The sequence below is a fragment of the Knoellia subterranea KCTC 19937 genome, from assembly GCF_000768685.1.
GTDB lineage: Bacteria > Actinomycetota > Actinomycetes > Actinomycetales > Dermatophilaceae > Knoellia > Knoellia subterranea.
The window spans coordinates 697,993-724,884 of the sequence record NZ_AVPK01000001.1; the positions used below are offsets into that span (position 1 = coordinate 697,993).

At 68.1% G+C, this 26,892-nt stretch carries 39 protein-coding genes; 3 read left to right on the top strand and 36 right to left on the bottom strand.

The window, feature by feature from the left end:
- Positions 1 to 17: 17 nt before the first annotated feature.
- From N803_RS03240 to infA, 6 genes are all read right to left on the bottom strand, one after another.
- Entirely contained in the window at positions 18 to 1,058 is a 1,041-nt protein-coding gene (locus tag N803_RS03240) for a DNA-directed RNA polymerase subunit alpha (protein ID WP_035902481.1), read from the bottom strand.
- Between the two features lie 220 nt (positions 1,059 to 1,278).
- Entirely contained in the window at positions 1,279 to 1,887 is a 609-nt protein-coding gene (rpsD, locus tag N803_RS03245; protein WP_035902482.1) for a 30S ribosomal protein S4, read from the bottom strand.
- Positions 1,888 to 1,926: 39 nt separating this feature from the next.
- Positions 1,927 to 2,331: a 30S ribosomal protein S11 gene (rpsK, locus tag N803_RS03250; RefSeq protein WP_035902483.1), complete on the bottom strand. Its 405-nt coding sequence runs from the start codon at positions 2,329 to 2,331 to the stop codon at positions 1,927 to 1,929.
- Positions 2,331 to 2,708, bottom strand: coding sequence for a 30S ribosomal protein S13 (gene rpsM / locus N803_RS03255; RefSeq protein WP_035902486.1), 378 nt, complete (start codon positions 2,706 to 2,708; stop codon positions 2,331 to 2,333). The genes rpsK and rpsM overlap by 1 nt, the downstream gene beginning before the upstream one ends.
- Before the next feature lie 246 nt (positions 2,709 to 2,954).
- The gene (rpmJ, locus tag N803_RS03260) at positions 2,955 to 3,068 is read right to left on the bottom strand and encodes a 50S ribosomal protein L36 (protein ID WP_009775928.1); all 114 of its coding nucleotides are present in this window, start codon (positions 3,066 to 3,068) and stop codon (positions 2,955 to 2,957) included.
- Between the two features lie 95 nt (positions 3,069 to 3,163).
- Complete coding sequence (gene infA, locus N803_RS03265; protein WP_006946284.1) at positions 3,164 to 3,385, bottom strand: translation initiation factor IF-1; 222 nt, start codon at positions 3,383 to 3,385, stop codon at positions 3,164 to 3,166.
- A 291-nt stretch (positions 3,386 to 3,676) separates the two neighbouring features.
- Between infA and N803_RS03270 the strand changes: the two genes are divergently transcribed.
- Positions 3,677 to 4,930: a CPBP family intramembrane glutamic endopeptidase gene (locus tag N803_RS03270; protein WP_052111667.1), complete on the top strand. Its 1,254-nt coding sequence runs from the start codon at positions 3,677 to 3,679 to the stop codon at positions 4,928 to 4,930.
- Positions 4,931 to 5,040: 110 nt separating this feature from the next.
- On the opposite strand, the gene meaB is transcribed toward N803_RS03270, so the two are convergent.
- The 4 genes from meaB to N803_RS03290 all read right to left on the bottom strand — a co-directional run bounded on the left by meaB (position 5,041) and on the right by N803_RS03290 (position 10,560).
- Positions 5,041 to 6,024, bottom strand: coding sequence for a methylmalonyl Co-A mutase-associated GTPase MeaB (gene meaB / locus N803_RS03275; RefSeq protein WP_035902490.1), 984 nt, complete (start codon positions 6,022 to 6,024; stop codon positions 5,041 to 5,043).
- Positions 6,021 to 8,231, bottom strand: coding sequence for a methylmalonyl-CoA mutase (scpA, locus tag N803_RS03280; RefSeq protein ID WP_035902491.1), 2,211 nt, complete (start codon positions 8,229 to 8,231; stop codon positions 6,021 to 6,023). The genes meaB and scpA overlap by 4 nt, the downstream gene beginning before the upstream one ends.
- Positions 8,228 to 9,940 (bottom strand): methylmalonyl-CoA mutase subunit beta, encoded by a 1,713-nt coding sequence (locus N803_RS03285; protein ID WP_035902492.1) that lies wholly within the window; start codon positions 9,938 to 9,940, stop codon positions 8,228 to 8,230. Before N803_RS03285 ends, scpA begins: the two co-directional genes overlap by 4 nt.
- 110 nt (positions 9,941 to 10,050) lie before the next feature.
- On the bottom strand, positions 10,051 to 10,560 hold the full coding sequence (locus N803_RS03290; protein ID WP_035902493.1) for a winged helix-turn-helix transcriptional regulator: 510 nt from the start codon (positions 10,558 to 10,560) through the stop codon (positions 10,051 to 10,053).
- Positions 10,561 to 10,672: 112 nt separating this feature from the next.
- Between N803_RS03290 and N803_RS03295 the strand changes: the two genes are divergently transcribed.
- Entirely contained in the window at positions 10,673 to 11,320 is a 648-nt protein-coding gene (locus N803_RS03295; protein ID WP_035902494.1) for a dihydrofolate reductase family protein, read from the top strand.
- On the top strand, positions 11,320 to 11,883 hold the full coding sequence (locus N803_RS03300) for a dihydrofolate reductase family protein (RefSeq protein ID WP_035902496.1): 564 nt from the start codon (positions 11,320 to 11,322) through the stop codon (positions 11,881 to 11,883). Before N803_RS03295 ends, N803_RS03300 begins: the two co-directional genes overlap by 1 nt.
- 63 nt (positions 11,884 to 11,946) lie before the next feature.
- Here N803_RS03300 and map read toward each other — a convergent pair whose 3' ends face one another.
- From map to N803_RS03430, 26 genes are all read right to left on the bottom strand, one after another.
- Positions 11,947 to 12,795, bottom strand: a complete 849-nt coding sequence (gene map, locus N803_RS03305; RefSeq protein ID WP_035902497.1) for a type I methionyl aminopeptidase — start codon at positions 12,793 to 12,795, stop codon at positions 11,947 to 11,949.
- A 67-nt stretch (positions 12,796 to 12,862) separates the two neighbouring features.
- Entirely contained in the window at positions 12,863 to 13,423 is a 561-nt protein-coding gene (locus N803_RS03310) for an NADPH-dependent FMN reductase (protein WP_035902498.1), read from the bottom strand.
- A 146-nt stretch (positions 13,424 to 13,569) separates the two neighbouring features.
- Positions 13,570 to 14,163 carry an adenylate kinase gene (locus N803_RS03315; protein ID WP_035902499.1) on the bottom strand — a complete coding sequence of 198 codons (594 nt, stop codon included), beginning with the start codon at positions 14,161 to 14,163 and terminating at the stop codon, positions 13,570 to 13,572.
- Positions 14,163 to 15,479 (bottom strand): preprotein translocase subunit SecY, encoded by a 1,317-nt coding sequence (secY, locus tag N803_RS03320; RefSeq protein ID WP_035902500.1) that lies wholly within the window; start codon positions 15,477 to 15,479, stop codon positions 14,163 to 14,165. Before secY ends, N803_RS03315 begins: the two co-directional genes overlap by 1 nt.
- A gap of 191 nt (positions 15,480 to 15,670) precedes the next feature.
- Positions 15,671 to 16,159, bottom strand: coding sequence for a 50S ribosomal protein L15 (gene rplO / locus N803_RS03325; RefSeq protein ID WP_052111669.1), 489 nt, complete (start codon positions 16,157 to 16,159; stop codon positions 15,671 to 15,673).
- 2 nt (positions 16,160 to 16,161) lie between these two features.
- A complete protein-coding gene (gene rpmD, locus N803_RS03330) occupies positions 16,162 to 16,344 on the bottom strand; it encodes a 50S ribosomal protein L30 (RefSeq protein ID WP_035902503.1) in 183 nt (60 codons plus the stop codon).
- The gene (rpsE, locus tag N803_RS03335; RefSeq protein ID WP_035902504.1) at positions 16,344 to 17,015 is read right to left on the bottom strand and encodes a 30S ribosomal protein S5; all 672 of its coding nucleotides are present in this window, start codon (positions 17,013 to 17,015) and stop codon (positions 16,344 to 16,346) included. Before rpsE ends, rpmD begins: the two co-directional genes overlap by 1 nt.
- Before the next feature lie 43 nt (positions 17,016 to 17,058).
- The gene (rplR, locus tag N803_RS03340) at positions 17,059 to 17,433 is read right to left on the bottom strand and encodes a 50S ribosomal protein L18 (RefSeq protein WP_035902506.1); all 375 of its coding nucleotides are present in this window, start codon (positions 17,431 to 17,433) and stop codon (positions 17,059 to 17,061) included.
- 3 nt (positions 17,434 to 17,436) lie between these two features.
- On the bottom strand, positions 17,437 to 17,973 hold the full coding sequence (gene rplF / locus N803_RS03345; RefSeq protein ID WP_035902507.1) for a 50S ribosomal protein L6: 537 nt from the start codon (positions 17,971 to 17,973) through the stop codon (positions 17,437 to 17,439).
- A gap of 11 nt (positions 17,974 to 17,984) precedes the next feature.
- Positions 17,985 to 18,383, bottom strand: coding sequence for a 30S ribosomal protein S8 (rpsH, locus tag N803_RS03350; protein WP_035902509.1), 399 nt, complete (start codon positions 18,381 to 18,383; stop codon positions 17,985 to 17,987).
- A 156-nt stretch (positions 18,384 to 18,539) separates the two neighbouring features.
- A complete protein-coding gene (locus N803_RS03355; RefSeq protein ID WP_035902511.1) occupies positions 18,540 to 18,725 on the bottom strand; it encodes a type Z 30S ribosomal protein S14 in 186 nt (61 codons plus the stop codon).
- A gap of 1 nt (position 18,726) precedes the next feature.
- Positions 18,727 to 19,287, bottom strand: a complete 561-nt coding sequence (rplE, locus tag N803_RS03360; RefSeq protein ID WP_035902755.1) for a 50S ribosomal protein L5 — start codon at positions 19,285 to 19,287, stop codon at positions 18,727 to 18,729.
- Between the two features lie 5 nt (positions 19,288 to 19,292).
- Positions 19,293 to 19,640, bottom strand: coding sequence for a 50S ribosomal protein L24 (gene rplX / locus N803_RS03365; protein ID WP_035902512.1), 348 nt, complete (start codon positions 19,638 to 19,640; stop codon positions 19,293 to 19,295).
- Positions 19,641 to 19,642: 2 nt separating this feature from the next.
- Positions 19,643 to 20,011, bottom strand: a complete 369-nt coding sequence (gene rplN, locus N803_RS03370) for a 50S ribosomal protein L14 (RefSeq protein ID WP_035902515.1) — start codon at positions 20,009 to 20,011, stop codon at positions 19,643 to 19,645.
- 103 nt (positions 20,012 to 20,114) lie between these two features.
- Entirely contained in the window at positions 20,115 to 20,408 is a 294-nt protein-coding gene (gene rpsQ / locus N803_RS03375) for a 30S ribosomal protein S17 (protein WP_281174959.1), read from the bottom strand.
- Positions 20,405 to 20,653 (bottom strand): 50S ribosomal protein L29, encoded by a 249-nt coding sequence (gene rpmC / locus N803_RS03380; RefSeq protein WP_035902516.1) that lies wholly within the window; start codon positions 20,651 to 20,653, stop codon positions 20,405 to 20,407. Before rpmC ends, rpsQ begins: the two co-directional genes overlap by 4 nt.
- On the bottom strand, positions 20,653 to 21,072 hold the full coding sequence (rplP, locus tag N803_RS03385) for a 50S ribosomal protein L16 (RefSeq protein WP_009775958.1): 420 nt from the start codon (positions 21,070 to 21,072) through the stop codon (positions 20,653 to 20,655). Before rplP ends, rpmC begins: the two co-directional genes overlap by 1 nt.
- The gene (gene rpsC / locus N803_RS03390) at positions 21,072 to 21,884 is read right to left on the bottom strand and encodes a 30S ribosomal protein S3 (protein WP_035902518.1); all 813 of its coding nucleotides are present in this window, start codon (positions 21,882 to 21,884) and stop codon (positions 21,072 to 21,074) included. The genes rplP and rpsC overlap by 1 nt, the downstream gene beginning before the upstream one ends.
- On the bottom strand, positions 21,884 to 22,258 hold the full coding sequence (rplV, locus tag N803_RS03395) for a 50S ribosomal protein L22 (protein ID WP_084763971.1): 375 nt from the start codon (positions 22,256 to 22,258) through the stop codon (positions 21,884 to 21,886). Before rplV ends, rpsC begins: the two co-directional genes overlap by 1 nt.
- Positions 22,259 to 22,290: 32 nt before the next feature.
- Positions 22,291 to 22,572, bottom strand: coding sequence for a 30S ribosomal protein S19 (gene rpsS / locus N803_RS03400; protein ID WP_009775961.1), 282 nt, complete (start codon positions 22,570 to 22,572; stop codon positions 22,291 to 22,293).
- 18 nt (positions 22,573 to 22,590) lie between these two features.
- The gene (gene rplB, locus N803_RS03405) at positions 22,591 to 23,427 is read right to left on the bottom strand and encodes a 50S ribosomal protein L2 (protein ID WP_035902520.1); all 837 of its coding nucleotides are present in this window, start codon (positions 23,425 to 23,427) and stop codon (positions 22,591 to 22,593) included.
- Between the two features lie 31 nt (positions 23,428 to 23,458).
- Positions 23,459 to 23,767, bottom strand: a complete 309-nt coding sequence (gene rplW / locus N803_RS03410) for a 50S ribosomal protein L23 (protein WP_035902521.1) — start codon at positions 23,765 to 23,767, stop codon at positions 23,459 to 23,461.
- Positions 23,764 to 24,726 (bottom strand): 50S ribosomal protein L4, sunset domain variant, encoded by a 963-nt coding sequence (gene rplD / locus N803_RS03415; RefSeq protein WP_035902523.1) that lies wholly within the window; start codon positions 24,724 to 24,726, stop codon positions 23,764 to 23,766. The genes rplW and rplD overlap by 4 nt, the downstream gene beginning before the upstream one ends.
- Positions 24,723 to 25,379, bottom strand: coding sequence for a 50S ribosomal protein L3 (rplC, locus tag N803_RS03420; RefSeq protein ID WP_035902524.1), 657 nt, complete (start codon positions 25,377 to 25,379; stop codon positions 24,723 to 24,725). Before rplC ends, rplD begins: the two co-directional genes overlap by 4 nt.
- 10 nt (positions 25,380 to 25,389) lie before the next feature.
- Positions 25,390 to 25,698, bottom strand: a complete 309-nt coding sequence (rpsJ, locus tag N803_RS03425) for a 30S ribosomal protein S10 (RefSeq protein ID WP_009775966.1) — start codon at positions 25,696 to 25,698, stop codon at positions 25,390 to 25,392.
- 461 nt (positions 25,699 to 26,159) lie between these two features.
- On the bottom strand, positions 26,160 to 26,750 hold the full coding sequence (locus N803_RS03430) for a hypothetical protein (RefSeq protein ID WP_035902525.1): 591 nt from the start codon (positions 26,748 to 26,750) through the stop codon (positions 26,160 to 26,162).
- Positions 26,751 to 26,892 lie beyond the last annotated feature (142 nt).

The window sequence follows — 26,892 nt, forward strand, 5'->3', positions numbered from 1 at the left end:
TAGGGGTTAAGTCAGCGTCAGAGCTGCTCGTCCTCGGCGAACGACGCGTCCTCGGCGTCGTCGGCGTCGGAGAAGCTGAACTCGTCGTCGTAGGAAGCGATCTGGCTCGGGTCGAAGCCGGCGGGGCTGTCCTTGAGCGCCAGGCCCATGCCGTGCAGCTTGGCCTTGACCTCGTCGATGGACTTCTGACCGAAGTTGCGGATGTCGAGCAGGTCCGCCTCGCTGCGACCGACGAGCTCACCCACGGTGTGGATGCCCTCGCGCTTGAGGCAGTTGTAGGAACGGACCGTGAGGTCGAGGTCCTCGATCGGCAGTGCCAGGTCAGCGGCAAGCGCCGCGTCCGTCGGCGACGGGCCCATGTCGATGCCCTCGGCCTCGACGTTGAGCTCCCGGGCGAGGCCGAAGAGCTCGACGAGGGTCTTGCCGGCAGAGGCGAGCGCGTCACGCGGGGTGACGGCCTGCTTGGTCTCGACGTCGAGGACGAGGCTGTTGAAGTCGGTGCGCTGCTCGACTCGGGTCAGCTCGACCTTGTAGGTGACGTTGAGGACGGGGCTGTAGATGGAGTCGACCGGGATACGGCCGATCTCCTGGTCACCGGACTTGTTCTGGGCGGCGGAGACGTAGCCGCGACCGCGCTCGACGGTCAGCTCCATCTCGATGCTGCCCTTGTCGTTGAGCGTCGCGATGTGCAGGTCGGGGTTGATGACCTCGACACCGGCCGGCGGAGCGATGTCCGCGGCGGTGACGGCGCCAGAACCCTGCTTGCGGAGGTACATCACCACGGGCTCGTCGTGCTCCGAGGAGACGACCAGGCCCTTGATGTTGAGGATGATCTCGGTGACGTCTTCCTTGACACCGGGGATCGTGGAGAACTCGTGGAGGACTCCGTCGATGCGGATGCTCGTGACGGCGGCACCGGGGATGCTCGAGAGCAGGGTGCGGCGGAGCGAGTTCCCGAGCGTGTAGCCGAAGCCGGGCTCGAGGGGCTCGATGACGAAACGGCTCCGGTTCTCGGAGATGACGTCCTCGGTGAGGATCGGACGCTGTGCGATGAGCACGGTGATTTCCTTCCCACGGGCGACCGCTATATGACGCCTCGTGAAGCTGCCGGGTCCAGCCCGGCGCCCCGGTCACCTCTGTCCGTGACCGAAACAAGCACTGCAACAAACACTTCGGTATGCCGGGTGCGCACCTTCGTGCGTCCGGCTCCGACTTCTTGCCCGTGTGGGACAACTCGCTGGAGCTCGTCGTCCCACACGGGCAAGAAGTCGGTTGGGCTCAGTTCTTCGAGTAGAACTCGACGATGAGCTGCTCGGTCAGGATCGAGTCGATCTGCGCACGCACCGGAAGCGAGTGGATCAGGATCTGCAGCGAACCCGGGACGACCTGGAGCCAGGCCGGGGTCGGGCGCTCGCCGAAGGTCTCACGCGCCAGCTGGAACGGGAACGTCTCCACCGACTGCTTGCGTACGGTGATGATGTCGTACTGCTCCACGCGGTAGGACGGAACGTCCACGCGCACGCCGTTGACCTCGAAGTGGCCGTGCGTCACGAGCTGACGAGCGGCACGACGGGTGCGGGCCAGGCCCGCGCGGTAGATGACGTTGTCGAGTCGCGACTCGAGGATCGTCAGGATGTTCTCACCGGTCTTGCCGGGGCGGTTCGCCGCTTCCTTGTAGTAGCGACGGAACTGCTTCTCCATGACGCCGTAGGTGAAGCGGGCCTTCTGCTTCTCCTGGAGCTGGGTGAGGTATTCCTTCTCCTGCATCCGGCGACGACCGTGCTGGCCGGGCGGGAAGGGACGCAGGTCGAAGTTCTTGTCGCCGCCGACGAGGTCGACCTTGAGGCGACGCGACTTCTTGGTGATGGGGCCGGTGTAACGAGCCATGATTAAAGGTCTCCGTCTTCTGTATCTCTAGACCAGCGCTCAGACGCGGCGGCGCTTGGGCGGGCGGACACCGTTGTGCGGCGAAGGCGTGACGTCCTGAATCGAGCCGACCTCGAGACCGGCAGCGGTCAGCGAGCGGATCGCGGTCTCGCGGCCGGAGCCGGGACCCTTGACGAAGACGTCGACCTTGCGCATGCCGTGGTCCATGGCGCGACGGGCAGCGGCCTCAGCGGCGGTCTGCGCGGCGAACGGGGTGGACTTGCGCGAACCCTTGAAGCCGACCTGGCCGGCCGAGGCCCAGCTGATGACGGCACCGGTGGGGTCGGTGATCGAGATGATCGTGTTGTTGAACGTCGACTTGATGTGGGCCTGGCCCACGGCGATGTTCTTCTTCTCCTTGCGGCGCACCTTCTTGGCGCCGGCCAAACGGCCCTTGGGAGGCATTACTTACCAACCTTCTTCTTGCCGGCGACGGTGCGCTTCGGACCCTTGCGGGTGCGCGCGTTGGTCTTGGTCCGCTGACCGCGAACGGGGAGGCCCTGACGGTGACGACGGCCCTCGTACGAACCGATCTCGACCTTGCGGCGGATGTCGGCTGCGACCTCACGGCGGAGGTCACCCTCGACCTTGAGGTTCTCGTCGATCCAGTCGCGCAGGGCGACCAGGTCGGCGTCGGTCAGGTCCTTGACGCGGGTGTTGGCGTCGACGCCGGTGGCGGCGAGAGCCTTCTGGGAGCTGGAGCGGCCCACACCGAAGATGTAGGTCAGTGCGATCTCGACGCGCTTCTCGCGCGGGAGGTCGACTCCTTGGAGACGTGCCATCTGTTGATGGTTCCTGTTCTGTGTTTCCGGAGGTCTGGTGCAACGCCGGTCCGGGGATTCGTCCACGACTCGGATGTCGTGGTCCTCGGTCCTCGGCCTCCGGGCCGAGGGTGACGTCCCGGGCTCACCTCTTCAGGTGACGCACACGGGGGTCGGGCGCTGCGTTCTCATTCGTTTGTGCGTGTGCTCGAAGGCTGTGCTTCGTGCAGGGTTCCTCGCCTCTCGGCTCGGATGGTGATGCTGCAATCAGCCCTGGCGCTGCTTGTGGCGCGGGTTCTCGCAGATGACCATGACCCGACCGTTGCGGCGGATCACCTTGCACTTGTCACAGATCTTCTTGACGCTCGGCTGAACCTTCATGTCGCCTTTGCTGTCGTGATCGATCCGTCCCGGGCCAGTGGTCTGTCCCGGGTGTTGCTGGTGTTGCGTGTGCTGCTGCTGGTGGGCGAACCCGGTCAGCGGTAGCGGAAGACGATGCGGCCTCGGGTCAGGTCGTAGGGGCTGAGCTCCACCACCACGCGGTCCTCGGGGAGGATCCGGATGTAGTGCTGTCGCATCTTCCCGGAGATGTGTGCGAGCACCTTGTGACCGTTGGTGAGCTCCACGCGGAACATCGCGTTGGGGAGCGCCTCAACGATGGTGCCCTCGATCTCGATGACGCCGTCCTTCTTGGCCATACCCTCTCAATCCGTTGCTGGCCCCACCCTGGGCGTGGCGCAAAGGCCACCAGTGGAACCATGGGAGATGCGATCGCGCATGCGTGAGCACACGAGACCGACGCTCCATCCTACGGGAGGGCGCGCTGAGCACGAAATCGACGGAGTATGCCGTCCGCCGGCCTCGCGCCCGCTCGCCCCCGTCCCGTTGCGTGTCTGTCCGCCCGCCTCCGGCCGTCCTACTCAGGTCGGACACCGTCAGCGCCCCCGGGATGACGCCTGCGTGGCCGCGGGCTTGTGAGACTGGTGCACATGACCGTGAACATCGCCGTCGTCGGGGACCCCGCCCTCCCGGACGACCGTGACGCCCTGACCCGTGCTCGAGCCCTCTCGCGCGAGGCGGCCGCCGACCTCGAGTGGTGGCCACTCACCGTCCCGGAGGTGGACGAAGGTCGCCTCCTCGGGTTCGACGCGATCTGGTTCATGGCCTGGCCCGAGACTCCCGGAGCCGATGAGGCCCGGCGCGCCGCGTGGGCGGCGTCGCACCAGGGCATCCCCTTCGTCGTCTCCGCCGCCGAGCCACCGGGATGGTTCGTCGGGCAGGCACGCGAGCGGACGGCATACCGGATCCGTGCCGAGCAGCGCGCGACGGAACTCGCCGCGCTCGAGGCGGCCGAACGCGAGCCGCGGTCCTACGTCCACCAGATGCGCGGACCTCGATACCGCTGGTGGCGCCCTCTCGTGGCCCTCGCCGTGGCGACGGTCGTCTTCATCGTGTGCGCGTCGTTCATCTTTGCCGTGCCGGCGGTCACTGGGCTCGTCGGCTCCGAGGACGACTTGGCCAACCCGGTCAGCCCGTGGGGTTCGCTCACGCTCAACCTCGCCCTCGCGGCGCTCATCCCCGCGACGCTGCTCGGGGTGTGGGCCGGGTTCGGTCGGAGCCCGTGGCGGGTCTTCTCGGTCGCGAGGAGGATGCGGTGGGGCTGGCTCGGGTGGTGCTTCCTCGTGCTGCTCCCGTTGTGGGCGGCCTACCTCGCCGTGACGTGGTTCGTCTTCGACCAGGAGGTGCTCGATCGGCCGGAGCACTGGGTGGCACTGCTCGTCATCACGGCCCTGACGACACCACTGCAGGCGGCCGGCGAGGAGGTCGCCTTCCGTGGCGGGCTCGTGCAGGGCGTCGGTGCATGGTTCCGGTCCCCGGTCGTCGCGTTCGTCGTGACGCTCGTGCTCTCCACGGCCCTGTTCGCGGCGGCGCACGGCTCCGCGGACCCGTGGATCGTCATCGAGCTCGGGTGCTTCGCCGTCGCGGGCTGCTGGCTCGCGTGGCGCACGGGCGGGCTCGAGGCCGCGATCGCCCTGCACGTCGTCAACAACCTGCTCATCACGTTCACGGGGATCCTGCTCGGCGGGCTCGATGAGTCCTACGTCGACACGACCAGCACCGGCTCGCCCGTCTCCGCGCTGATGAACGTGGCGGCCACGGCGCTCGTCACCGCGGTGCTGTTGTGGCTCGCCCGTCGTCGCGGAATCGCCCCGCGCGGCTGGCGCACCCCCGCCCTCGGCTGACGGCGGTCGCGGCCCTTTATCGGGTGACCCGACAAAGGGCCGCTCGACCCCGGGTGCCAGCTCGGGTCGAGCGGGCCAAAGTCGGGTCGGGCGAACTGCCCGGCGCGGGGTCAGCCATCCGAACCACCGGGCAGGAAGAGATCGAGGATCTTGGTGGCGGCGTCGACGGCGCTGAGCTCGCCGCTGCGGACGGCGGCCTCGATGGCGTCGCGCTGCTCGCGCACGGCCGGAGCCGAGCGCACGGCGTCCTCGAGGTGGGACTCGACGAGCGCCCACATCCAGTCTTGCTGCTGCTGGGCACGACGAACCTCCAGCGACCCCTCCGACTCGAGGTGGACGCGGTGCTCGAGCACGGCCGCCCAGACCTCGTCGAGCCCGGCGCCGGTCTGGGCCGAACACGTCAGCACCGGAGGGCGACGCACCTCGGCGCCGGGGAGCATGAGCCGCATCGCGGCCGTGAGGTCCTTGGCGGCGGCCCTCGCGGGGAGCTCACCGTCGCCGTCGGCCTTGTTGACCGCGATGACGTCGGCGAGTTCGAGGATGCCGCGCTTGATGCCCTGGAGCTGGTCACCGGAACGCGCGAGCGTCAGCAGGAGGAACGTGTCGACCATCTCGGAGACGGCGATCTCGTTCTGGCCGACGCCGACGGTCTCGACGATGACGACGTCGTGGCCGGCCGCCTCCAGGACGAGCATCGACTCACGCGTCGCACGCGCCACACCCCCGAGGTGACGTCCGCTCGGACTGGGCCGCACGAAGGCGTGGTCGCTCGCGCTGAGCTCGCCCATGCGGGTGCGGTCTCCCAGGATCGAGCCGCCCGTGCGGCGCGAGCTCGGGTCGACGGCAACGACCGCAACCTTGTGCCCGGCCTCGATGAGGCGCAGGCCCATGGCGTTGGTGAAGGTCGACTTCCCGGCTCCCGGCACACCCGAGATCCCCACTCGCACAGCGGAACCCGTGTATGCCGTGAGCTCGGTGAGGAGCGCACGCGCCCGTTCGCGGTGGTCGGGTCGGGACGACTCGACCAGGGTGATCGCGCGCGCGACCGAGGCGCGGTTGCCCGCGCGAACACCCTCGAAGAGCTCGTCGGTCACGCGCCGCTCGCGCTGATGTCGGCACCCGCGGTCGACTCGGTGTCGCCGTGCAGCCGCGTGCGCAGGTCGCCGATGAGGTCGATGGCGGCCGTCGCGATGACGGTGCCGGGCGGGTAGATCGCGTCGGCACCGGCCTTGCGCAGGTCGTCGAAGTCCTGCGTCGGGATGACACCGCCGACGACGATCATGAGGTCCTCACGGCCCAGTGCGTCGAGCTCCTTGCGGAGCGCGGGCACGAGCGTGAGGTGTCCGGCCGCGAGTGAGGACACGCCCACGACGTGCACGTCCGACTCGACGGCCTGCCGGGCGACCTCGCCCGGCGTCTGGAAGAGCGGGCCCACGTCGACGTCGAAGCCGAGGTCGGCGAAGGCGGTCGCGATGACCTTCTGGCCGCGGTCGTGGCCGTCCTGGCCCATCTTGGCGACGAGGATGCGCGGGCGGCGGCCCTCGGCCTCCTCGAACTCGTCGACGAGCGCCTGCGCCTTGCGCACGTTCGCGTCGGAGCCGGCCTCGTCGGAGTACACGCCACCGATCGTACGGATCTGGGCGGTGTAGCGCCCGAAGGCCTCCTCCATCGCACTCGACATCTCACCCACGGTCGCCTTGGCGCGGGCCGCGTCGATGGCGAGGGCGAGGAGGTTGGTCTCGAGGGTGCCGTCGGACCCGGCCTTGGCGGCCTCGGTCAGGCGTGCGAGCGCTGCCTGGGTTGCGGCCTCGTCGCGCTCCGCGCGCAACCGCTCGAGCTTCGCGATCTGCGAAGCGCGCACCGCGGCGTTGTCGACCTTGAGCACCTCGATGGGTTCGTCCTGCTCCGGGATGTAGCGGTTGACGCCGATCACCGGCTGCTGGCCGGAGTCGATGCGGGCCTGTGTGCGCGCCGCGGCCTCCTCGATGCGCATCTTGGGGATGCCGGCCTCGATGGCCTTGGCCATGCCACCGGCGGCCTCGACCTCCTGGATGTGCGCCCAGGCGCGCTCCGCGATGTCGTGGGTGAGGCGCTCGACATACGCCGACCCGGCCCATGGGTCGATGGTGCGGGTCGTGCCCGACTCCTGCTGGATGACGAGCTGGGTGTTGCGGGCGATGCGCGCACTGAAGTCGGTCGGGAGCGCGATGGCCTCGTCGAGGGCGTTGGTGTGCAGGCTCTGCGTGTGGCCCTGCGTCGCGGCCATCGCCTCGATGCAGGTGCGGATGACGTTGTTGAAGACGTCTTGCGCGGTGAGCGACCAGCCCGAGGTCTGGCAGTGGGTGCGCAGGCTGAGCGACTTGGCGTTCTTCGCGCCCTGCTCCTCGACGAGCCGCGCCCAGAGCAGGCGGGCCGCGCGCATCTTGGCGACCTCCATGAAGAAGTTCATGCCGATGGCCCAGAAGAAGGACAGGCGCGGCGCGAACCGGTCGACGTCGAGGCCGACGGCCTTGCCGGCGCGGAGGTACTCGACACCGTCGGCCAGCGTGTAGGCGAGCTCGAGGTCCTGCGTCGCCCCGGCCTCCTGCATGTGGTAGCCCGAGATGGAGATCGAGTTGAACCGCGGCATCTTCTCCGACGTGAACGCGAAGATGTCGCTGATGATCCGCATCGACGGCTCGGGCGGGTAGATGTAGGTGTTGCGGACCATGAACTCCTTGAGGATGTCGTTCTGGATGGTCCCGGAGAGCTGTTCGGGCGCGACGCCCTGCTCCTCCGCGGCGACGACGTAGAGCGCGAGCACGGGGATGACCGCGCCGTTCATCGTCATCGACACCGACATCTGGTCGAGCGGGATGCCGTCGAAGAGGGTGCGCATGTCGTAGATCGAGTCGATCGCCACACCTGCCATGCCGACGTCGCCCTCGACGCGCGGGTGGTCGCTGTCGTAGCCGCGGTGGGTCGCGAGGTCGAAGGCAACGCTGAGGCCCTTCTGACCGGCGGCGAGGTTGCGCCGGTAGAACGCGTTGGACTCCTCGGCGGTGGAGAACCCGGCGTACTGGCGGATCGTCCACGGCTGGTTGACGTACATCGTCGGGTAGGGGCCGCGCAGGTACGGCGGCGCTCCCGGGATGGTCTCGAGGAAGTCGAGCCCGTCGAGGTCCTCGTCGGTGTAGAGCTGCGGCACCTCGATCTGCTCGGGCGTCAGCCAGACATCACCAGTGGGTTCAGGGCTGACCGCGTCGGCGGCGGGGCGCCCGTCGCCGAGGTCGATGCTCGTGAAGTCGGGGATGCTGCTCATGCGGGAGCTCCTGTCTCGTCGAGGAGGCTGGAGAGGAAGGCGACGACGTCCATGCCCTTCGAGACGCCTTCGTATGCCGTGTCGCCGACTCCCAGCGTCGCTTCGGCTTCGGCGTCGGCCGCGACCGCGTCGATGCCGGCCACGGTGAGGAGGTTGACGGCGTCGATGCGTCGGTCGGCGGCGCGCGGAACGTCGAGGGTCGGGACGGCGACACGTGGTGCGTGGCCGTGCTCTGCGGCGAACGCAGCCGAACGGTCGCGAAGCGCCTCGAAAGCAGCCGAATCACGATGTGGGACAAGGGCATTCGCCGCGACTGGCAACTCGGCCCGCGACGCGCGCTCGAGCGGCTGCTCGCCCGCGAGCGGGAACATGCTCACGCCGGTGAGGGGCTTGCTGCGGTTGGCGAGCGCCGTGTCGCGCTCGGCGACTGCGTCCGAGATGCGCTGTGCGACAACGCCATTCGCGAGTGCGTCGACGATCCCGCCGGCACGCTCGACCTCCTGGAAGGCCGTCCAGATCGCCTGCGCCACCTCGTCGGTGAGCGACTCGACGTACCAGGCCCCACCGGCGGGGTCGGTCACCCGAGCAACGTTGGACTCCTCGGCGAGGAGGATCTGCGTATTGCGGGCAATGCGGCGCGAGAAGGTCGTCGGCAGTCCGGAGACCGTGTCGAACGGCAGCACCGAGATGGCGTCGGCACCACCGAGACTGGCACCGAACGTGGCCAGGGTGCTGCGCAGAATGTTGGTCCACGCGTCGTCGCGGGTGAACATGCGGCCGCCGGTCACCGCGTGGATGCGGGCACCACGGTCGGCCTCGGGGACACCGATGGACTCCCCCACCCGTGCCCAGACGCGACGCAGCGCGCGAAGCGAGGCGGCCGTGAGGAACTGGTCGGCGGTGGCGCTGACGCGGAACTCGATGTGGCGGAACGCCTCCGCGACATCGACACCCTCGGACTCGAGGTGGCGCAGGTAGGCAACACCCGTCGCCACCGCGAACGCGAGCTCGTCGGTGGTCGAGGCGCCGGCGTCACCGTGGACGCGCGCGTCGACCGTGACGGCCCGGATTTCTCCGCGATCACTGAGGCGGCGCACGGCGCCGGCCAGGGGCGCGAGGTCGACCTCGCCACCCGTGCGCGACGCGGCACCCACCGGGTCGAGCCCGAGGTTGCCGGAGCTGGCAGCGGAACGGGACAGGACGGCATACAGGGCGTCGGACGCCTCCACCTGCGCATCCCACGACGACACGACAACCGGTGCGAGCTCGAGGCGGACATCCGCGAGCGCCTCTGCGACATCGGCCGGCGCAACGCCGTCGGCGCCCACGTGCAGCCACACGGAGGTGACGCCGTTCTCGAGGTCGGTGAGGACGGCACTGCGCGTCGTCGCGGCGTCCGGGTCGTCATGCAGCTGACGGACGTCCCACGGGACGTCGGCGTCACGCAGCGCCCGCCCACGCGTGAAGGGCATGGCGCCGGGGACACCGAGCGGCGCCGGGTCGGCGGGTCGGGTGTAGAGCGGGTCGACCTCGAGCCCACCCTCGAGAGCGGTCCGCATCGAGGCCACCGCGTCGGCGGCGCCGAGGCCCTGACCCTCGGGTCGGCTCTTGTTGACGACGGCGGCGGCGAGCTCGCGCCACTCGACCTCCGTGCGCTCGGGGAAGTGAGCGGCGAGCGTCATCGCAGGCCGCTTCGGGGCCACCGTCATGCACTTGCTCCTTGTGAGTTGCCGGGTTCGGCGCGCACCTCGGGGAGGTCTGCGCACCGCTCGTCACCCTACCGGCGGGCCGTGAGGCGGCCTAGGAGAGTTTGGGCACATCAGGTGTGCGTTGTCGCACGTTCGGACACGACTTCCTCGTATGCCGTCCGCAGCCTTTCGCTCGCCCGTGGCCCTGCGCTCGGGGCCAGCTCGGCGCCGAGGTGGTGGGCGCGCAGCTCGTCCATGAGCTCGGCGACCATCGCGGGGCCGCCGTCCTCCATGAGCTGCTGACGAATCGTCAGCTCCGGCGTCGTGTCCCGGTGCTCGCGGCCCCAGGTGCCGAGCGCGACGAGGACGGGGAGGGTCTGGATGCCGGCCTCGGTGAGGGTGTAGCGGGCGCGCTGGCCCCGGGCGGCCTCGTCCCGGGTGAGGAGGCCGGCGGCGACGAGTGACTTGAGGCGCGACGAGAGGACGTTGCTCGCGATGCCCTCCTCGCTGCCGGCGAGGAGTTCACGGAAGTAGCGGCGGTCGCCGAACATCATGTCGCGCAGGACGATGAGGCTCCACGGGTCGCCGAGCGCTTCGACGGCCGCGTTGATGGGGCAGCCCGACCGTGGCTCGCTGCGCATGTGTCCCTCCTCCGGGCTGGCGTGTCCGAAATTAGTGGTTGCCAACTGCAATCACTCTACTCTACCGTCGTGAGTGGTTGCTCATCGCAAGCACTCACGACAGGAGCTCGACATGTCCATCGTTCGCGTCGCCGCGTTCAGCATCTCCCTCGACGGCTACGGCACCGGGGAGCCCCAGACCCTCGAGGAGCCGTTCGGCCACGCCGGCCAGCGCCTCCACGACTGGATGTTCCCGCCCGAGACCGGAGGTGAGACCCGCGCCCGCTACGGCCTCGACGGCGCCCTGGCCATGGCGAGCTACGACGACGACACCGTGGGCGCCGAGATCATGGGCCGCCGCAAGTACTGGCCCTACCCCGGCGACTGGACCGACCCCGAGTGGAAGGGCTGGTGGGGAGACAACCCGCCGTTCCACACACCGGTCTTCGTCATGACCCACCATCAGCACGAGTCGATCGAGATGGAGGGCGGCACGACGTTCCACTTCGTGTCCGGCACGCCCGAGGAGGTCCTCGCCCAGGCTCGGGCGGCGGCTGGCGACAAGGACGTCCGCATCGGCGGCGGCCCGACGACGGTGCGCGCCTTCCTGGCGGCCGGCCTCATCGACCACCTGCACCTCGTCGTGGCACCCATCGTGCTGGGACACGGTGAGTCGCTCTGGGAGGGCCTGGAGGGCATCGAGTCGGACTACGACATCCGAGCCACCCCCTCGGATCGCCCGGGCTTCGTGCACCAGTTCTGGCAGCGCAGGGGCCAGTGATGGGACGCCTGCGCTACGGAATGATGGTCTCGCTGGACGGGTACGCCCGCGACGCCTCAGGGTCGTTCGCCTGGGCGATGCCGAGCGACGAACTGCACGGTTGGGTCAATGACCGCGAACGCGACGTGCGCACCGTCGTCTACGGACGCGGCCTGTGGGAGACGATGCGCTACTGGCAGGACCCTCCCGTCGAGGATTTCACCGCACCGGAGCACCATGAGTTCGCCGCCCTGTGGCAGGAGATGGACAAGGTCATCGTGTCCTCCACCCTCGACCCACCCACGGAACCGCGCACGACGCTGTGGCCCGCGCTGGACCTCGACCGGCTCGCCACCCTCGTCCGGGAGAGCCCGACGGACGTGAGTATCGGCGGACCGACCCTGGCCGCAGCGGCACTGGAGGCGGGACTCGTCGACGAGATCACGGCATACGTCATGCCGCACATCGCCGGCGGCGGACTCCCCTGGTTGCCGCCCGGTCTCACCACCGGCCTCGAACTGCGCGAGTCGCGCTCCTTCGACGGAGGCGCCGTGGCGATGATCCACGACGTGCGCCGCGACTGACGCGGGCTCAGGCGCGCCGGCTCAGCCGAGCCGGGTCAGTCGCGCGGGGTCAGGCGAGCGGGTTCAGGCGAGCGGCGCGAACGGTGCGCCGAGCTCCCGCAGCTTCGCCTCGCCACCGTCAACCGCGGTGAGGACCCACAGCCCGGCCGACGTCGCGGCCACGGTGTTCTCCCAGTGGGCGGCGCGCGACCCGTCGTTCGTCACGACGGTCCAGTCGTCCTCGAGGACCTTGTTGGCCTCGTCGCCGAGCGTCACCATCGGCTCGATCGCCACTGTGGTCGCGTCGACGACGAGCGGGCCCTTGCCGCTCACGCGGTAGTTCGGAACCTGCGGGTCCATGTGCATCGACGTGCCGATGCCGTGGCCGACATAGTCCTCGACGATCCCGTATTCACGACCCCGCCGCTCCCCCGCTGCGGTGAGGCTGTCCTCGACAGCCGCGCCGACGGCATACAGGCTCTGGCCAACCGTCAGGGCGGCGATCCCGGCCCACATCGACTCCTCGGAGTCGTCGATGAGCTCGAGGTCCTCGGGACGTCCGGCGTCGCGGCCGCCGACGATGACCGAGATGGCCGCGTCGCCGTGCCAGCCCTCCACGATGGCGCCGCAGTCGATCGAGAGCAGGTCGCCCTCCTCGAGCACGCGGGAGCCGGGGATACCGTGCACGACCTCCTCGTTGACCGAGGCGCACAGGGTGCCGGTGAAGCCGTGGTAGCCGAGGAAGCTCGGGATCCCACCGCCGTCGCGGATGTGTGCCTCGGCGAGGCCGTCGAGCTCCTTGGTCGTCATGCCCGGTCGCACCGACTCGCGCATGAGCTCCAGCGTCTGGCCGACGAGGAGGCCAGCCGCCCGCATGAGCAACACCTGCTCGTGGGTCTTGGCCTCGATGCGCTCACGTCCGAACAGTCCCATGGAGGGCAACCTACCGGCGCGTGCCCCCTCTTCCCCAATTCGTCGAGAGGAGCGGGCGCGGCAGCGATCAGGACTGGGCGGGGACCTCGGCGAGGTCGAGCACCTTGCTGTGGAGGCTGTCGAGCAGCGTGGCGAGCTCGCTGGCGGCGACACCCTCGACGTCGACGACATCGCCCTCGACCGCGAGCTGCTCGGGGAAGCTCAGGCCCAGGTCGCCGACGACATCCGCGGAGACGTGGGTGAGCACCTTGGCCAGGTCGGCGCGCGCGTCACCGGCGCCGGACCAGCCGTAGCCCACGATGCCGATCGGCTTGCTGTCCCACTCGGCGAAGAGGTAGTCGACGGCGTTCTTGATCGGGGCCGGGAAGCTGCGGTTGTACTGCGGCGTCACGACGACGATGGCGTCGGACTCGAAGATCGCGCTCGCCCAGGCCTGCGTGTGCGGCTTGGCGTAGTTGCCGTTCTTCGGCATGTCCTCCTCGTCTAAGAACGGGAGGTCGATGGCCGCGAGGTCCAGGACCGTCACCTGCCACTGCTCGGGGTTGGCCTGCTGGCCGACCCACTCGGTGACCTTGTGGCCGATGCGGCCGGGACGGGTGCTGGAGACAATGATGCTGAGATTGTTCACGATTCAACCAACAGCGTATGCCGTCCGCCCTATTCCCACTGCTCACAAGAAACGGCTCGCGAGCCGATGCGCCACTCGCGAGCCGGATCACTGAGGCTCGGGAGCACACACCCGGCTCGCGAGCCGTGTCTGCGTGCGGGGTTCGGTCAGTCCTGCGACAGCGCAGCGATGATGCGCTCGGTGACGTCGTCCATGTCACCGAGACCGTCGACCTCGACGAGGAGGCCGCGCTCGGCGTAGAGGTCGGTCAGCGGAGCCGTCTCGCGACGGTAGATCGCCTGACGCTCGCGGATGACGTCCTCGGTGTCGTCGGCGCGGCCCTCGATCTCGGCGCGCTTGAGCAGGCGGCTCACGACCGCGTCCTCGTCCACCGTCAGCGCGAGGACCCGGTCGAGACCGAGGTCTTTCTTGCCGAGCATTGCGTCGAGCGCGGCGACCTGGCCCGTCGTGCGGGGGTAGCCGTCGAGGAGGAAGCCCTCGGCAGCGTCGTCCTGCGCAAGCCGGTCCTCGACGATGGCGTTGGTGATCTCATCGGAGACGTAGCCGCCCGCGGCGGTGATCTCCTGGACCTGCCTGCCGAGCTCGGTGCCGTTCTTGATGTTCGCGCGGAAGATGTCGCCCGTGGAAATCGCCGGGATCGCGAAGTGCTCGGCGATGCGAGCGGCCTGCGTGCCCTTCCCGGCGCCGGGAGGTCCGACGATGATGAGTCGGAGCTTGGGGGGTGTCGTGCCCTGGGTCATTATTTGAGGAACCCTTCGTAGTGACGCTGCTGCAACTGCGACTCGATCTGCTTCACGGTCTCCAGACCCACACCGACGATGATGAGGATCGAGGTGCCACCGAACGGGAAGTTCTGGTTGGCGCCGACGAGGACGAGCGCGAGCAGCGGGATGATCGAGATCAGCGCGAGATAGATCGCACCCGGGACGGTGATGCGGGTGAGGACGTACTGCAGGTACTCGGCCGTGGGTCGCCCGGCGCGAATACCCGGGATGAAGCCGCCGTACTTCTTCATGTTGTCGGCGACTTCGGTCGGGTTGAACGTGATCGACACGTAGAAGAACGTGAAGAAGAGGATGAGCGCGGTGTAGGTCAGTCCGTACCAGAGCGTATCGCCACCGGCGAAGTTCGCGTCGATCCAGTTGACCCAGCCGGCCGACGAGCCGTCCGCCTTGCGGTTGAACTGCGCGAGCAGCGTCGGCAGCGCCAGGAGCGAGCTGGCGAAGATGACCGGGATGACGCCGGCCATGTTGACCTTGAGCGGGATGTAGGTCGAGGTGCCGCCGTAGACGCGACGCCCCACCATGCGCTTGGCGTACTGGACCGGGATGCGCCGCTGGCTCTGCTCGACGAAGACGACCAGGGCGATGATCACGAAGCCCATGAGGATGATCCCCAGGAAGATGTCCCAGCGACCCTCCTTCTGCTGGATGGCCCAGAGCGCGCCCGGGAAGGTCGCGGCGATGGACGTGAAGATGAGGATCGACATGCCGTTGCCGACGCCGTGGTCGGTGACGAGCTCACCGAGCCACATGACGAGGCCGGTGCCCGCGGTCATCGTGAGGACCATGATGAGGATCGTGACGATCGAGTGGTCCGTCAGGATGTTGGTGCACGCCGGGTTCGCGAACAGCTGCTGCGGGTTCTGCGCGAAGGTGATGAACGTGGCCGACTGGAGGACGGCGAGCGCGATCGTGAGATAACGCGTGTACTGCGTCATCTTCGCCTGACCGGCCTGCCCCTCCTTCTTGAGGGCCTCGAACTTCGGGATCACCACGGTCAGCAACTGGATGATGATGCTCGCCGTGATGTAGGGCATGATCCCGAGCGCGAAGATCGAGAGCTGGAGCAGCGCTCCACCGCTGAAGAGGTTGGCCAGACCCAGCAGGTCGTTGGCGTCCCCCGCCCCGCGCTGGCAGGCCTCGATGAGCGAGTAGCTCACGCCCGGCGTCGGCACCTGGGCGCCCAAGCGGTACAGGGCGATGATCCCGAGGGTGAACAGAATCTTCCTGCGCAGGTCGGGCGTCTTGAACGCGCGGCCGAAAGCGGTGAGCACAGGTCCTCCAGGTGGGCGGCACGTGCCGCGTCAGTGGTGATCGACGAACAAAGATACCCCGGCTGCGACCACGGTTCGGACCGCGGTCGCGTCAGGGGGTCAAACGACGTATGCCGCAGAGCGAGTTCCCGGATCGCCTCCGGGAACCGCGCCCTGCGGCATACGCACTGCTGAAGTCAGCCGGCGACGACTCAGACCTGAGTCGCGGAGCCGCCTGCCGCCTCGATCTTCTCCTTGGCGGAGGAGGAGAACGCGTTGGCGGAGATGTTGACGGCAACCGAGATCTCGCCGGTGCCGAGCACCTTGACGAGCTGGCCGCCGCGAACGGCACCCTTGGACACGAGGTCCTCGACGGTCACGTCGCCACCCTGCGGGTAGAGAGCGGACAGCTTGTCGAGGTTCACGACCTGGTACTCGGTCTTGAACGGGTTCTTGAAGCCGCGCAGCTTCGGGAGACGCATGTGCAGGGGGGTCGAGCCACCCTCGAAGCGCTCCGGAACCTGGTAGCGAGCCTTGGAGCCCTTGGTACCGCGACCGGCGGTCTTACCCTTGGAGCCCTCACCACGACCAACACGGGTCTTGGCGGTCTTGGCACCGGGGGCAGGACGCAGGTGGTGGACCTTGAGCGCCGAAGCCTTGTCGGCTTCGCCGACTGCGGCCTTCTTGGCGTTGTCAGCCATGATCAGTCAACCTCCTCGACGGCGACGAGGTGGGTCACCGTCTTGACCATCCCGCGGATCTCGGGACGGTCCTCCTTGACGACGACGTCGCCAATGCGCTTGAGACCGAGGCTGCGCAGCGTGTCACGCTGGTTCTGCTTGCCGCCGATCTCCGAACGGGTCTGGGTCACCTTGAGGCGAGCCATCAGGCACCTGCCTTCGCTGCGTCACGAGCCTCGGCGAGACCGGCGGCCTGGGCGCGAAGCATCGCGGCCGGGGCAACCTGGTCGACCGGGAGACCGCGGCGGGCAGCCACGGACTCCGGACGCTCGAGCTCCTTGAGAGCCTGAACGGTGGCGTGGACGATGTTGATCGCGTTGTCCGAGCCGAGGCTCTTGGACAGGACGTCGTGGATGCCGGCGCACTCGAGCACCGCACGCACCGGACCACCGGCGATGACACCGGTACCGGGGCTGGCGGGACGGAGCATGACGACACCGGCCGCGGCCTCACCCTGGACGGGGTGCGGGATCGTGCCCTGGATGCGCGGGACCTTGAAGAACTCCTTCTTGGCCTCCTCGACACCCTTGGCGATCGCGGCGGGAACTTCCTTGGCCTTGCCGTAGCCCACGCCCACGGTGCCGTCGCCGTCACCGACGACGACGAGGGCCGTGAAGCTGAAGCGACGACCACCCTTGACGACCTTGGAGACGCGGTTGATGGTCACAACACGCTCAAGGTACTGGCTCTTCTCGGCCTCGCGGCCGCCGCCACGACGGTCGTCGCCACGGCCACCGCGACGGTCGCCGCCGCGGTTGTCGTTGCGGTCGTTGCCGGCGGACGCGGTACCGGTGCCTCGACGCTGGGGTCCTGGCATCAGATGTTCCTCATTTCAACACTGGTCTTGGTCACGTAGTGGGTCACAGCGACAGCCCACCCTCGCGGGCGCCGTCGGCGATGGCCGCGACGCGACCGTGGTACTTGTTGCCACCGCGGTCGAAAACCACGGCCTCGACGCCAGCAGCCTTGGCACGCTCGGCGACGAGCTCGCCGACCTTCTTGGCCTTGGCGGTCTTGTCGCCGTCGAAGGCACGCACGTCGGCCTCCATGGTCGACGCCGACGCGACGGTCTTGCCGGCGGTGTCGTCGACGACCTGGACGAAGACGTGACGCGAGGAACGCGACACGACGAGGCGCGGACGCGCAGCCGTCCCGGAGACGTGCTTGCGCAGACGAACGTGGCGACGGCCACGCGCGGCGACCTTGCCCTTGGCACGCTTGATGATCATTGCCATGGCTTACTTACCAGCCTTTCCGACCTTGCGGCGGATGTGCTCGCCGGCGTAGCGCACGCCCTTGCCCTTGTAGGGGTCGGGCTTGCGGAGCTTGCGAATGTTGGCGGCAACCTCACCGACGAGCTGCTTGTCGATGCCCTCGACCTGGAACCGGGTGGGGTTCTCGACGGTGAAGGTGATGCCCTTCGGCGGCTCGACCGTGATCGAGTGCGAGTAGCCGAGCGCGAACTCGAGCGAACCGCCCTTGTTCTGCACGCGGTAACCCGTGCCGTGGATCTCGAGCTTCTTGACGTAGCCCTCGGTGACACCGAGAACCATGTTGTTGATGAGCGAGCGGGTCAGGCCGTGGAGCGACCGCGACTCACGCTCGTCGTTGGGACGGGACACCTGGACCTCGCCGTCGGTCTTCTCGACCGTGATCGGCTGGGCCACAGTGTGCGCGAGCTCGCCCTTGGGACCCTTGACCTTGACGGTCTGGCCCTCGACGTTGATCTCGACACCCGCGGGGATGGCAACCGGAAGACGTCCGATGCGCGACATGTCAGATCCCCTTACCAGATGTAGGCGAGGACTTCCCCACCCACACCCTTGTTGGCGGCCTGCTTGTCAGTGAGCAGACCGGACGACGTCGAGATGATGGCCACGCCGAGTCCACCGAGCACCTTGGGCAGGTTGGTCGACTTGGCGTAGACGCGCAGTCCGGGCTTGGACACGCGACGCACACCCGCGATGGAACGCTCGCGGTTGGGGCCGTACTTGAGGTTGATCGTCAAGGTCTGGCCGACCTCGGCGTCCTCGACGGTCCAGCCGGCGATGTAACCCTCGGCCTCGAGGATCTCCGCGATGTGCGACTTGAGCTTGCTGAACGGCATGGCGACCGTGTCCTTGTGCGCCGAGTTGGCGTTCCGGACGCGGGTCAACATGTCCGCGATCGGGTCAGTCATTGTCATTGGGCTTCTCCGCCCTTCTCACCGTGGTTTCATCCGGGGCTGCTGCTCCGGCTGACCTTCGATGTAGATGGTCTTGGGGTATGCCGCGCGATGCGGCGGGTGAGAATGCTGCGGGGCCCAGCCCCGCGGCATACCTCGTGGTGTTGGTCTGTCAGGTCACCAGGACGACTTGGTCACGCCGGGGAGCTCACCGCGGTGAGCCATCTCCCGGAGGCAGATCCGGCACAGGCCGAACTTGCGGTAGACCGAGTGGGGACGGCCGCAGCGCTGGCAGCGCGTGTAGCCACGCACCTTGAACTTCGGCTTCTTGTTCGCCTTGTTGACAAGAGCGGTCTTGGCCATGTCACTTCTCCTTGAACGGGAAGCCGAGCGCCTTGAGCAGCGCGCGTCCCTCGTCGTCGTTCGTCGCGGTGGTGACGATGGTGATGTCCATGCCCCGGACGCGGTCGATCTTGTCCTGGTCGATCTCGTGGAACATCGACTGCTCCGTGAGGCCGAACGTGTAGTTGCCGCGACCGTCGAACTGCGTCGGGCTCATGCCGCGGAAGTCGCGGATGCGGGGCAGCGCGACCGAGATGAGGCGGTCGAGGAACTCCCACATGCGGTCGCCACGCAGCGTGGTGTGCGTGCCGATCGGCATGCCCTCACGCAGCTTGAACTGGGCGATGGACTTGCGCGCCTTGGTGACGACCGGCTTCTGACCGGTGATCGCCGTGAGGTCGCGAACCGCGCCCTCGATGAGCTTGCTGTCCTTGGCCGCGTCGCCGACACCCATGTTGACGACGACCTTGACGACACCCGGGACCTGCATGACGTTGGCGTACCCGAACTGCTCGTGCAGGTTGCCCTTGATCTCGTCGGTGTAGCGCGCCTTGAGGCGGGGCTTCGTAACGGTTTCGGTCATGGTGCTCACAGGTCCTTGCCCGAGCGCACGCCGACGCGGGTGCGGACGGCCTTCTGACGTCCGTCGCGCTCGACGGTCTCGACGCGGGTCTTGGTACGGGTCGGCTTCTTGTCCGACGGGTCGACGACCGCCACGTTGCTCACGTGGATGGGCGCCTCCTGGACGACGAGGCCACCGGTCTGGCTGCCACGGGCAGTCTGGCCGGCCTTGGTGTGGCGGGTGACGCGGTTGACACCCTCGACGAGGACGCGGCTCTTCTCGCGGTCGACGGAGATGACCTTGCCGGTCGAACCCTTGTCCTTGCCGGCGAGCACCTGGACGGTGTCGCCCTTCTTGATGCGAATCTTCGCCATGGTCAGAGCACCTCCGGGGCCAGCGAGATGATTTTCATGAACTTCTTCTCGCGCAGCTCACGGCCGACCGGGCCGAAGATGCGGGTCCCACGCGGGTCACCGTCGGTCTTGAGGATCACGGCGGCGTTCTCGTCGAACTTGATGTAGGAACCGTCGGCGCGACGGCGCTCCTTCTTGGTGCGGACGATGACCGCCTTGACGACGTCGCCCTTCTTGACGTTGCCACCGGGGATGGCGTCCTTGACCGTGGCGACGATCGTGTCGCCGATACCGGCATACCGGCGACCCGAACCACCGAGAACACGAATGCAAAGGATTTCCTTGGCACCAGTGTTGTCGGCGACGCGAACACGCGACTCCTGCTGGATCACTTATCTGTCTCCTATACGTCGTGCTGGTTCTCTGCTGGCCTTGCGGCGGCAGAGCCTGGCCGAACTTCGGGGGGTGCGGAGGGCCGAAGCCCCCCGCGAAGTATTACTTCGCCTTCTCGAGGATCTCGACCACGCGCCAGCGCTTGGTCGCCGAGAGAGGGCGGGTCTCCATGATGAGAACGCGGTCGCCGATGCCGGCAGAGTTCTCCTCGTCGTGCGCCTTCACCTTGTTGGAGCGGCGCATGACCTTGCCGTAGAGCGCGTGCTTGACGCGGTCCTCGACCTCGACGACGACGGTCTTGTCCATCTTGTCGCTGACGACGTAGCCCTGGCGGGTCTTGCGGTAGTTGCGCGCCTGGGTCTCGGTCACGGTCTCGTCCTTCACGTTGTCACTCACTTGCTCTCCTCGGCCTTCGCCGGAGCGGCACCAATGCCGAGCTCGCGCTCACGCATCTCGGTGTAGATCCGCGCGATGTCCTTGCGGACGGCGCGGAGCCGGCCGTGGTTGTCGAGCTGACCGGTCGCGGACTGGAACCGCAGGTTGAACAGCTCCTCCTTGGCCTTGCGCAGCTCGTCGACGAGACGGTCGTCGTCGAACCCACGCAGCTCCTTGGAGATCAGGTCCTTGGAACCGACTGCCATCAGAAGTCACCACCCTCACGCTGGACGAAGCGGCACTTCATCGGCAGCTTGTGCATGGCCAGGCGCATGGCTTCGCGCGCGACCTCTTCGGACACACCGGAGATCTCGAACATGATGCGTCCGGGCTTGACGTTGGCGATCCACCACTCGGGCGAACCCTTACCGGAACCCATGCGGGTCTCAGCCGGCTTCTTGGTCAGCGGGCGGTCGGGGTAGATGTTGATCCACACCTTTCCACCACGCTTCATGTAACGGGTCATCGCAATACGAGCGGACTCGATCTGGCGGTTGGTCACGTAGGCCGGCTCGAGAGCCTGGAGGCCGTAGTCACCGAACGCGATCGTCGTTCCACCCTTGGCAGCGCCCGAGCGACCCGGGTGGTGCTGCTTGCGGTGCTTGACGCGACGGGGAATCAACATCAGCTGGACGCTCCCTCAGTGCTCTCCGCCGAAGCCGGGGCCTCGGAGGTGGTGGCCTGCTGCGGCGCGTCCTGACGGTCACCGCGGCGAGCGCGGGCCGGACGGTCGGCGCCATCGCGGCGGGGGCCGCGGCCCTGGCGCGGCGCGGTGGCCTGCTGGGCAGCGAGCTCACGCGCGGTGAGGTCACCCTTGTAGATCCAGACCTTCACGCCGATACGGCCGAAGGTGGTGCGGGCCTCGTAGAAGCCCACGTCGATGTTCGCGCGGAGGGTGTGCAGCGGCACGCGACCCTCGCGGTAGAACTCGGTGCGGGACATCTCGGCGCCGCCGAGGCGGCCGGAGACCTGGACGCGGATGCCCTTGGCACCGGCGCGGGTCGCCGACTGCATGCTCTTGCGCATGGCGCGACGGAACGAGACGCGAGCAGAGAGCTGCTCGGCCACGCCCTGGGCGACGAGCTGAGCGTCGGTCTCGGGGTTCTTGACCTCGAGGATGTTCAGCTGGACCTGCTTGCCCGTGAGCTTCTCGAGCTCGCCACGGATGCGGTCGGCCTCGGCGCCACGGCGACCGATGACGATGCCCGGACGGGCCGTGTGGATGTCCACGCGGACGCGGTCGCGGGTGCGCTCGATCTCGACCTTGGAGATACCGGCGCGCTCCATGCCCTCGGACATGAGCTTGCGGATGGCGACGTCTTCCTTGACGTAGTCGCGGTAGCGCTGACCCTCCTTGGTGGAGTCAGCGAACCAACGGCTGCGGTGCTCGGACGTGATGCCCAGACGGAAGCCGTGCGGGTTGACCTTCTGACCCATTAGCGGTTGCCTCCCTTGTTGGGCTTGGTCTGGGGCGCGACGACCACGGTGATGTGGCTCGTGCGCTTGTTGATGCGCGAGGCGCGGCCCTGCGCACGCGGACGGAAACGCTTCATCGTCGGACCTTCGTCGACGAACGCCGAGGTGATGACGAGCTCACGCTCGTCGAAACGCTCGGCCGTCTTGTCGGCCTTGACGCGGGCGTTGGCGATGGCGCTCTCGAGCACCTTCAGGATCGGGTCGGACGCCGACTGCGGGGCGAAGCGCAGCGTGGCGATGGCCTCGCTGGCGTTCTTGCCGCGGACGAGGTCGATGACTCGACGCGCCTTCTGCGGGGTCACCCGGACGTGGCGGGCCTGGGCCCGAGCCTCCAGGGTGACGCTCTCGGTCGTGGTGTTGGTGGCCATCAGCGGCGCCGGCCCTTCTTGTCGTCCTTCACGTGACCCTTGAAGGTGCGCGTGGGTGCGAACTCGCCGAGCTTGTGGCCGACCATCGACTCGGTGACGAACACCGGGACGTGCTTGCGGCCGTCGTGGACGGCGAGGGTGTGGCCGAGCATGTCCGGGCTGATGACCGAACGGCGCGACCAGGTCTTGATGACGTTCTTGGTACCCGCTTCGTTCTGGACGTCGACCTTCTTCTGAAGGTGGTCGTCGATGAAGGGGCCCTTCTTCAAGCTACGAGGCATGTGTCAATGGCTCCTATGTCAGCGCTTCTTGCCGGTGCGGCGTCGGCGGACGATCATCTTGTCGCTCGGCTTGCCGGGGCGACGGGTGCGGCCCTCGGCCTTGCCCCAGGGGCTGACCGGGTGGCGTCCACCGGAGGTGCGGCCCTCGCCACCACCGTGCGGGTGGTCGACCGGGTTCATGACGACACCACGGACGGTCGGGCGCTTGCCCTTCCAGCGCATGCGGCCGGCCTTGCCCCAGTTGATGTTGGACTGCTCGGCGTTGCCGACCTCGCCGATCGTCGCGCGGCAGCGCGCGTCGACGTTGCGGATCTCACCGGACGGCATACGCAGCTGGGCGTAGGGGCCGTCCTTGGCGACGAGCTGCACACGGACGCCGGCCGAACGCGCGATCTTCGCGCCGCCACCGGGGCGGAGCTCGACGGCGTGGATGACCGTACCGGTCGGGATGTTGCGCAGCGGCAGGCTGTTACCGGGCTTGATGTCCGCGCCGGGACCGTTCTCGATGCTGGCGCCCTGCTCCAGGCCCTTGGGGGCGAGGATGTAGCGCTTCTCGCCATCGGCGAAGTGCAGCAGCGCGATGCGGGCGGTGCGGTTGGGGTCGTACTCGATGTGAGCGACCTTGGCCGGGATGCCGTCCTTGTCGTGGCGACGGAAGTCGATGAGGCGGTAGGCGCGCTTGTGGCCACCACCGATGTGACGCGTCGTGATGCGACCGTTGTTGTTGCGGCCACCGCTCTTCGTGAGCGGACGCACGAGCGACTTCTCTGGCGTGGAGCGCGTGACCTCGACGAAGTCGGCGACGCTCGAGCCGCGACGGCCAGGCGTCGTCGGCTTGTACTTGCGGATACCCATGTCGTGTTTCCTTAAGTTCCTCAGTCGTCTCTCAGGCGCCAGCGCTGCCGAAGATGTCGATCGTGCCCTCGCGGAGGGTGACGATCGCGCGCTTGGTGTCCTTGCGCTTGCCCAGGCCGAAGCGGGTGCGCCGGGTCTTGCCCTGACGGTTCATCGTGTGGACCGACTCGACCTTGACGCCGAAGATCTCCTCAACGGCGATCTTGATCTCGGTCTTGTTCGAGCGCGGGTCCACCAGGAAGGTGTACTTGCCCTGGTCGAGCAGCCCGTAGGACTTCTCGGAGACAACCGGCGCGAGCAGGATGTCGCGCGGGTCCTTGCGCGTGATGGCGGTGCTCACTTCTCCTCCTCGGAGATCTGCTGGGCGGCCTCGCCACCGGCCGGGACGAACCCGGCAGCCTTGGCGGCGTCCGCAGTGCGGAACCAGACCTCGGCCTCAGTGGCGTCGTACCAGCGCGAACCGGGCACGTGGTACTTCATCGAGTCCTTGTTGCCCTTGACGTCGAACCCCGCAGGAGCGGAGCCGTCCTCGAGAGCAGCGTGGCTGTCGGCGCCGAAGCCACCGTCCGCGGCGGCGTCGGCTGCGGGAGCCTCCGCGACCTTGGCCGGCTTCGTCGCCTTGGCAGCCTTGGCGGGCTTCTCGGCGGCGGCCTCGACAACCTCGACCTCGACCGCGGGGGCCGTGGTGCGGGCGGCGGGACCGGCGACGAACGTGTCGAGCGCGGCCTGGGTGAAGACCACGTCGTCGGCGCAGAGCACGTCGTAGGTGTTGAGCTGGTCAACGGCCAGGACGTGAACGTTGTCGAGGTTGCGGACCGACTTCATCGAGACGATGTCGCTGCGGTCGAGCACGACGAGCAGGTTCTTGCGCTCGGTCAGGCCGGCGAGCAGCGCGGCGGCGTCCTTGGTGGAGGGAACCTCACCCGTGACGAGGGAGGCAACCACGTGGACGCGGTCGTGGCGCGCGCGGTCCGAGAGGGCGCCGCGGAGGGCAGCAGCCTTCATCTTCTTGGGGGTGCGCTGCGCGTAGTCGCGCGGGGTCGGGCCGTGGACGACGCCACCGCCGGTCCAGTGCGGCGCACGGGTCGAGCCCGCACGGGCGCGGCCGGTGCCCTTCTGGCGGTGCGGCTTGCGACCACCACCGCGGACCTCGCCGCGGGTCTTGGTCGAGTGCGTGCCCTGGCGCGCGGCAGCGAGCTGGGCGACGACGACCTGGTGGATCAGCGGCACGTTGGTCTGCACGTCGAAGATCTCGGCGGGCAGCTCGGCGTTCACCGTGTTGGTAGCCACAGTGGTCACGCTCCCTTCACGGCGTTGCGGACGAGCACGACCGCACCGCGAGGACCGGGGACGGCGCCCTTGACGAGCAGCAGACCCTTGTCGGCGTCCACAGCGTGGATCGTGAGGTTCTGGGTGGTCTGACGCACGCCACCCATGCGGCCGGCCATGCGCATGCCCTTGAAGACACGACCCGGGGTGGCGCAGCCACCGATGGAGCCCGGCTTGCGGTGGTTCTTGTGCGCACCGTGGGAGGACGAGACACCGGCGAAGCCGTGACGCTTCATGACACCGGCGAAGCCCTTGCCCTTGGTGGTGCCGGAGATGTCGACGGCCTGACCGGCCTCGAACGTCTCGGCGGTGAGCTCCTGGCCCAGCGAGTACTCGGCAGCGTCCGCGGTGCGGAGCTCGACGAGGTGGCGGCGCGGCGTGACGCCGGCCTTCTCGAAGTGGCCGGTGAGCGGCTTGGTCACCTTGCGCGGGTCGATCGCACCGAAGGCGATCTGGACGGCGCTGTAGCCATCGGTCTCGGCGTTGCGCACCTGCGTGACGACGCAGGGGCCGGCCTCGATGACGGTGACGGGGACGAGCCGGTTCTCGGCGTCCCACACCTGGGTCATGCCGAGCTTCTTGCCCAGCACACCCTTCACGGTCTTGGTTGCAATGTCAGTCATCAGTCAACCCTCAGAGCTTGATCTCGATGTTGACGTCAGCCGGCAGATCGAGTCGCATCAGCGAGTCGACGGCCTTGGGCGTCGGGTCGATGATGTCGATGAGGCGCTTGTGGGTGCGCATCTCGAAGTGCTCGCGGCTGTCCTTGTACTTGTGCGGCGAACGGATGACCACGAAGACGTTCTTCTCCGTGGGCAGCGGCACAGGGCCGACCACCGTCGCGCCGGCACGGGTCACCGTGTCGACGATCTTCCGCGCCGAGTTGTCGATGACCTCGTGGTCATACGACTTCAAGCGGATGCGGATCTTCTGTCCCGCCATCTTGGCTTCCGTCTCTCTCTCGCCGTCTTCTTACTTCTGTCGTGTGCCGGTTCCGGCTCCGACCCCCGCGGTCGGGCGTGTCGCCCTCGCTCCGCGACCCGACGGCATACGCAATCTCTGCGTGAACCTTCGGAAGGATCGATTCCCCGGATAACCGGGGCTGCTCTGGCCTGCTGTGTGTCGCCCCGGCCGAGCCGGTTCGATGCGTTGTCACAGTCAGGGGCTACGTCGCGCCGCCTCCGAACGGTCGGAGACAGCACGTCCTGCACCAAGCAACCTGACAAGTGTGCCAGAGGCGGCCGCGACCTACCAAATCGAGGCCGGAGCCGACCGCATCCGGGCGCGGATGGCGCGTCGCGCGGCCCCTGAGCATGGGAAACGGGTCCGGAACAAGAGAACAGTTCCCTTGCTCCGGACCCGTTTAGCGGGTGCCCCGTAAAAGGTGAGGCAGGTGGGGTGGGTCAGCGGGGGCCGCCGCCGAGCACGCCGGCGTCAAACGCCTTGAGCACGGACGCCTTGTCCGCGGCCGTGAGTTTGCCCGCCGTGACGGCCTCGTCGAGGCGGGACGACATCTGCATGCGACGCTCGGCCTCGTGGTCGGCACGGACCGAATCGAGCGCTGCGGTGAGCTTGTCGGCGCTCACCCCGAGTTCCTTGGCCAAAGCCGCAATGTATGCCGTCCGCCTGGCTTCGCGGTCCGTGTCGCTCGGCTTGGTGCCCTCGGCCGGCTTCTCGGTGGGCTTGGTTGCCTCGCGCACCTTCTCGATGGCGGCGGTGACCTTGGCCTCGTCGAGGCCGAGCGCCTCGGCCAGCGCCGACGCGTCCGCGCCGCGCATCCCGCCCGGGCCGTGACCACGACCGCCGGGGCCGCGGTCGCCGGGGGCGCTGTCGCCCTGCTCCCCCGACCCGTTGGCCGACGCCGATGCGGAAGCGGACGAGCTGGGCGACGGTGAGGTTTCGGCCAGCGCCGCGTTGGCGCCAAACCCGGCGAGGGTGACGGCTGCCGCGCCGGCCACTCCGGCCAGCGCCGAGGTCTTGGTGATCCTGGGCATGAGAGGTGTCCTTCCGTGTCGGCCGACCCGAGTGGCCGACCGTGTTCCCTCCACGGTGGACTTCTCATCTGGAGTGACCGTAGGTCCGACCTGTCACGAACCTGTCAGACGGCGCCCGAACCTGTGATGGCGCAGTCTCGCT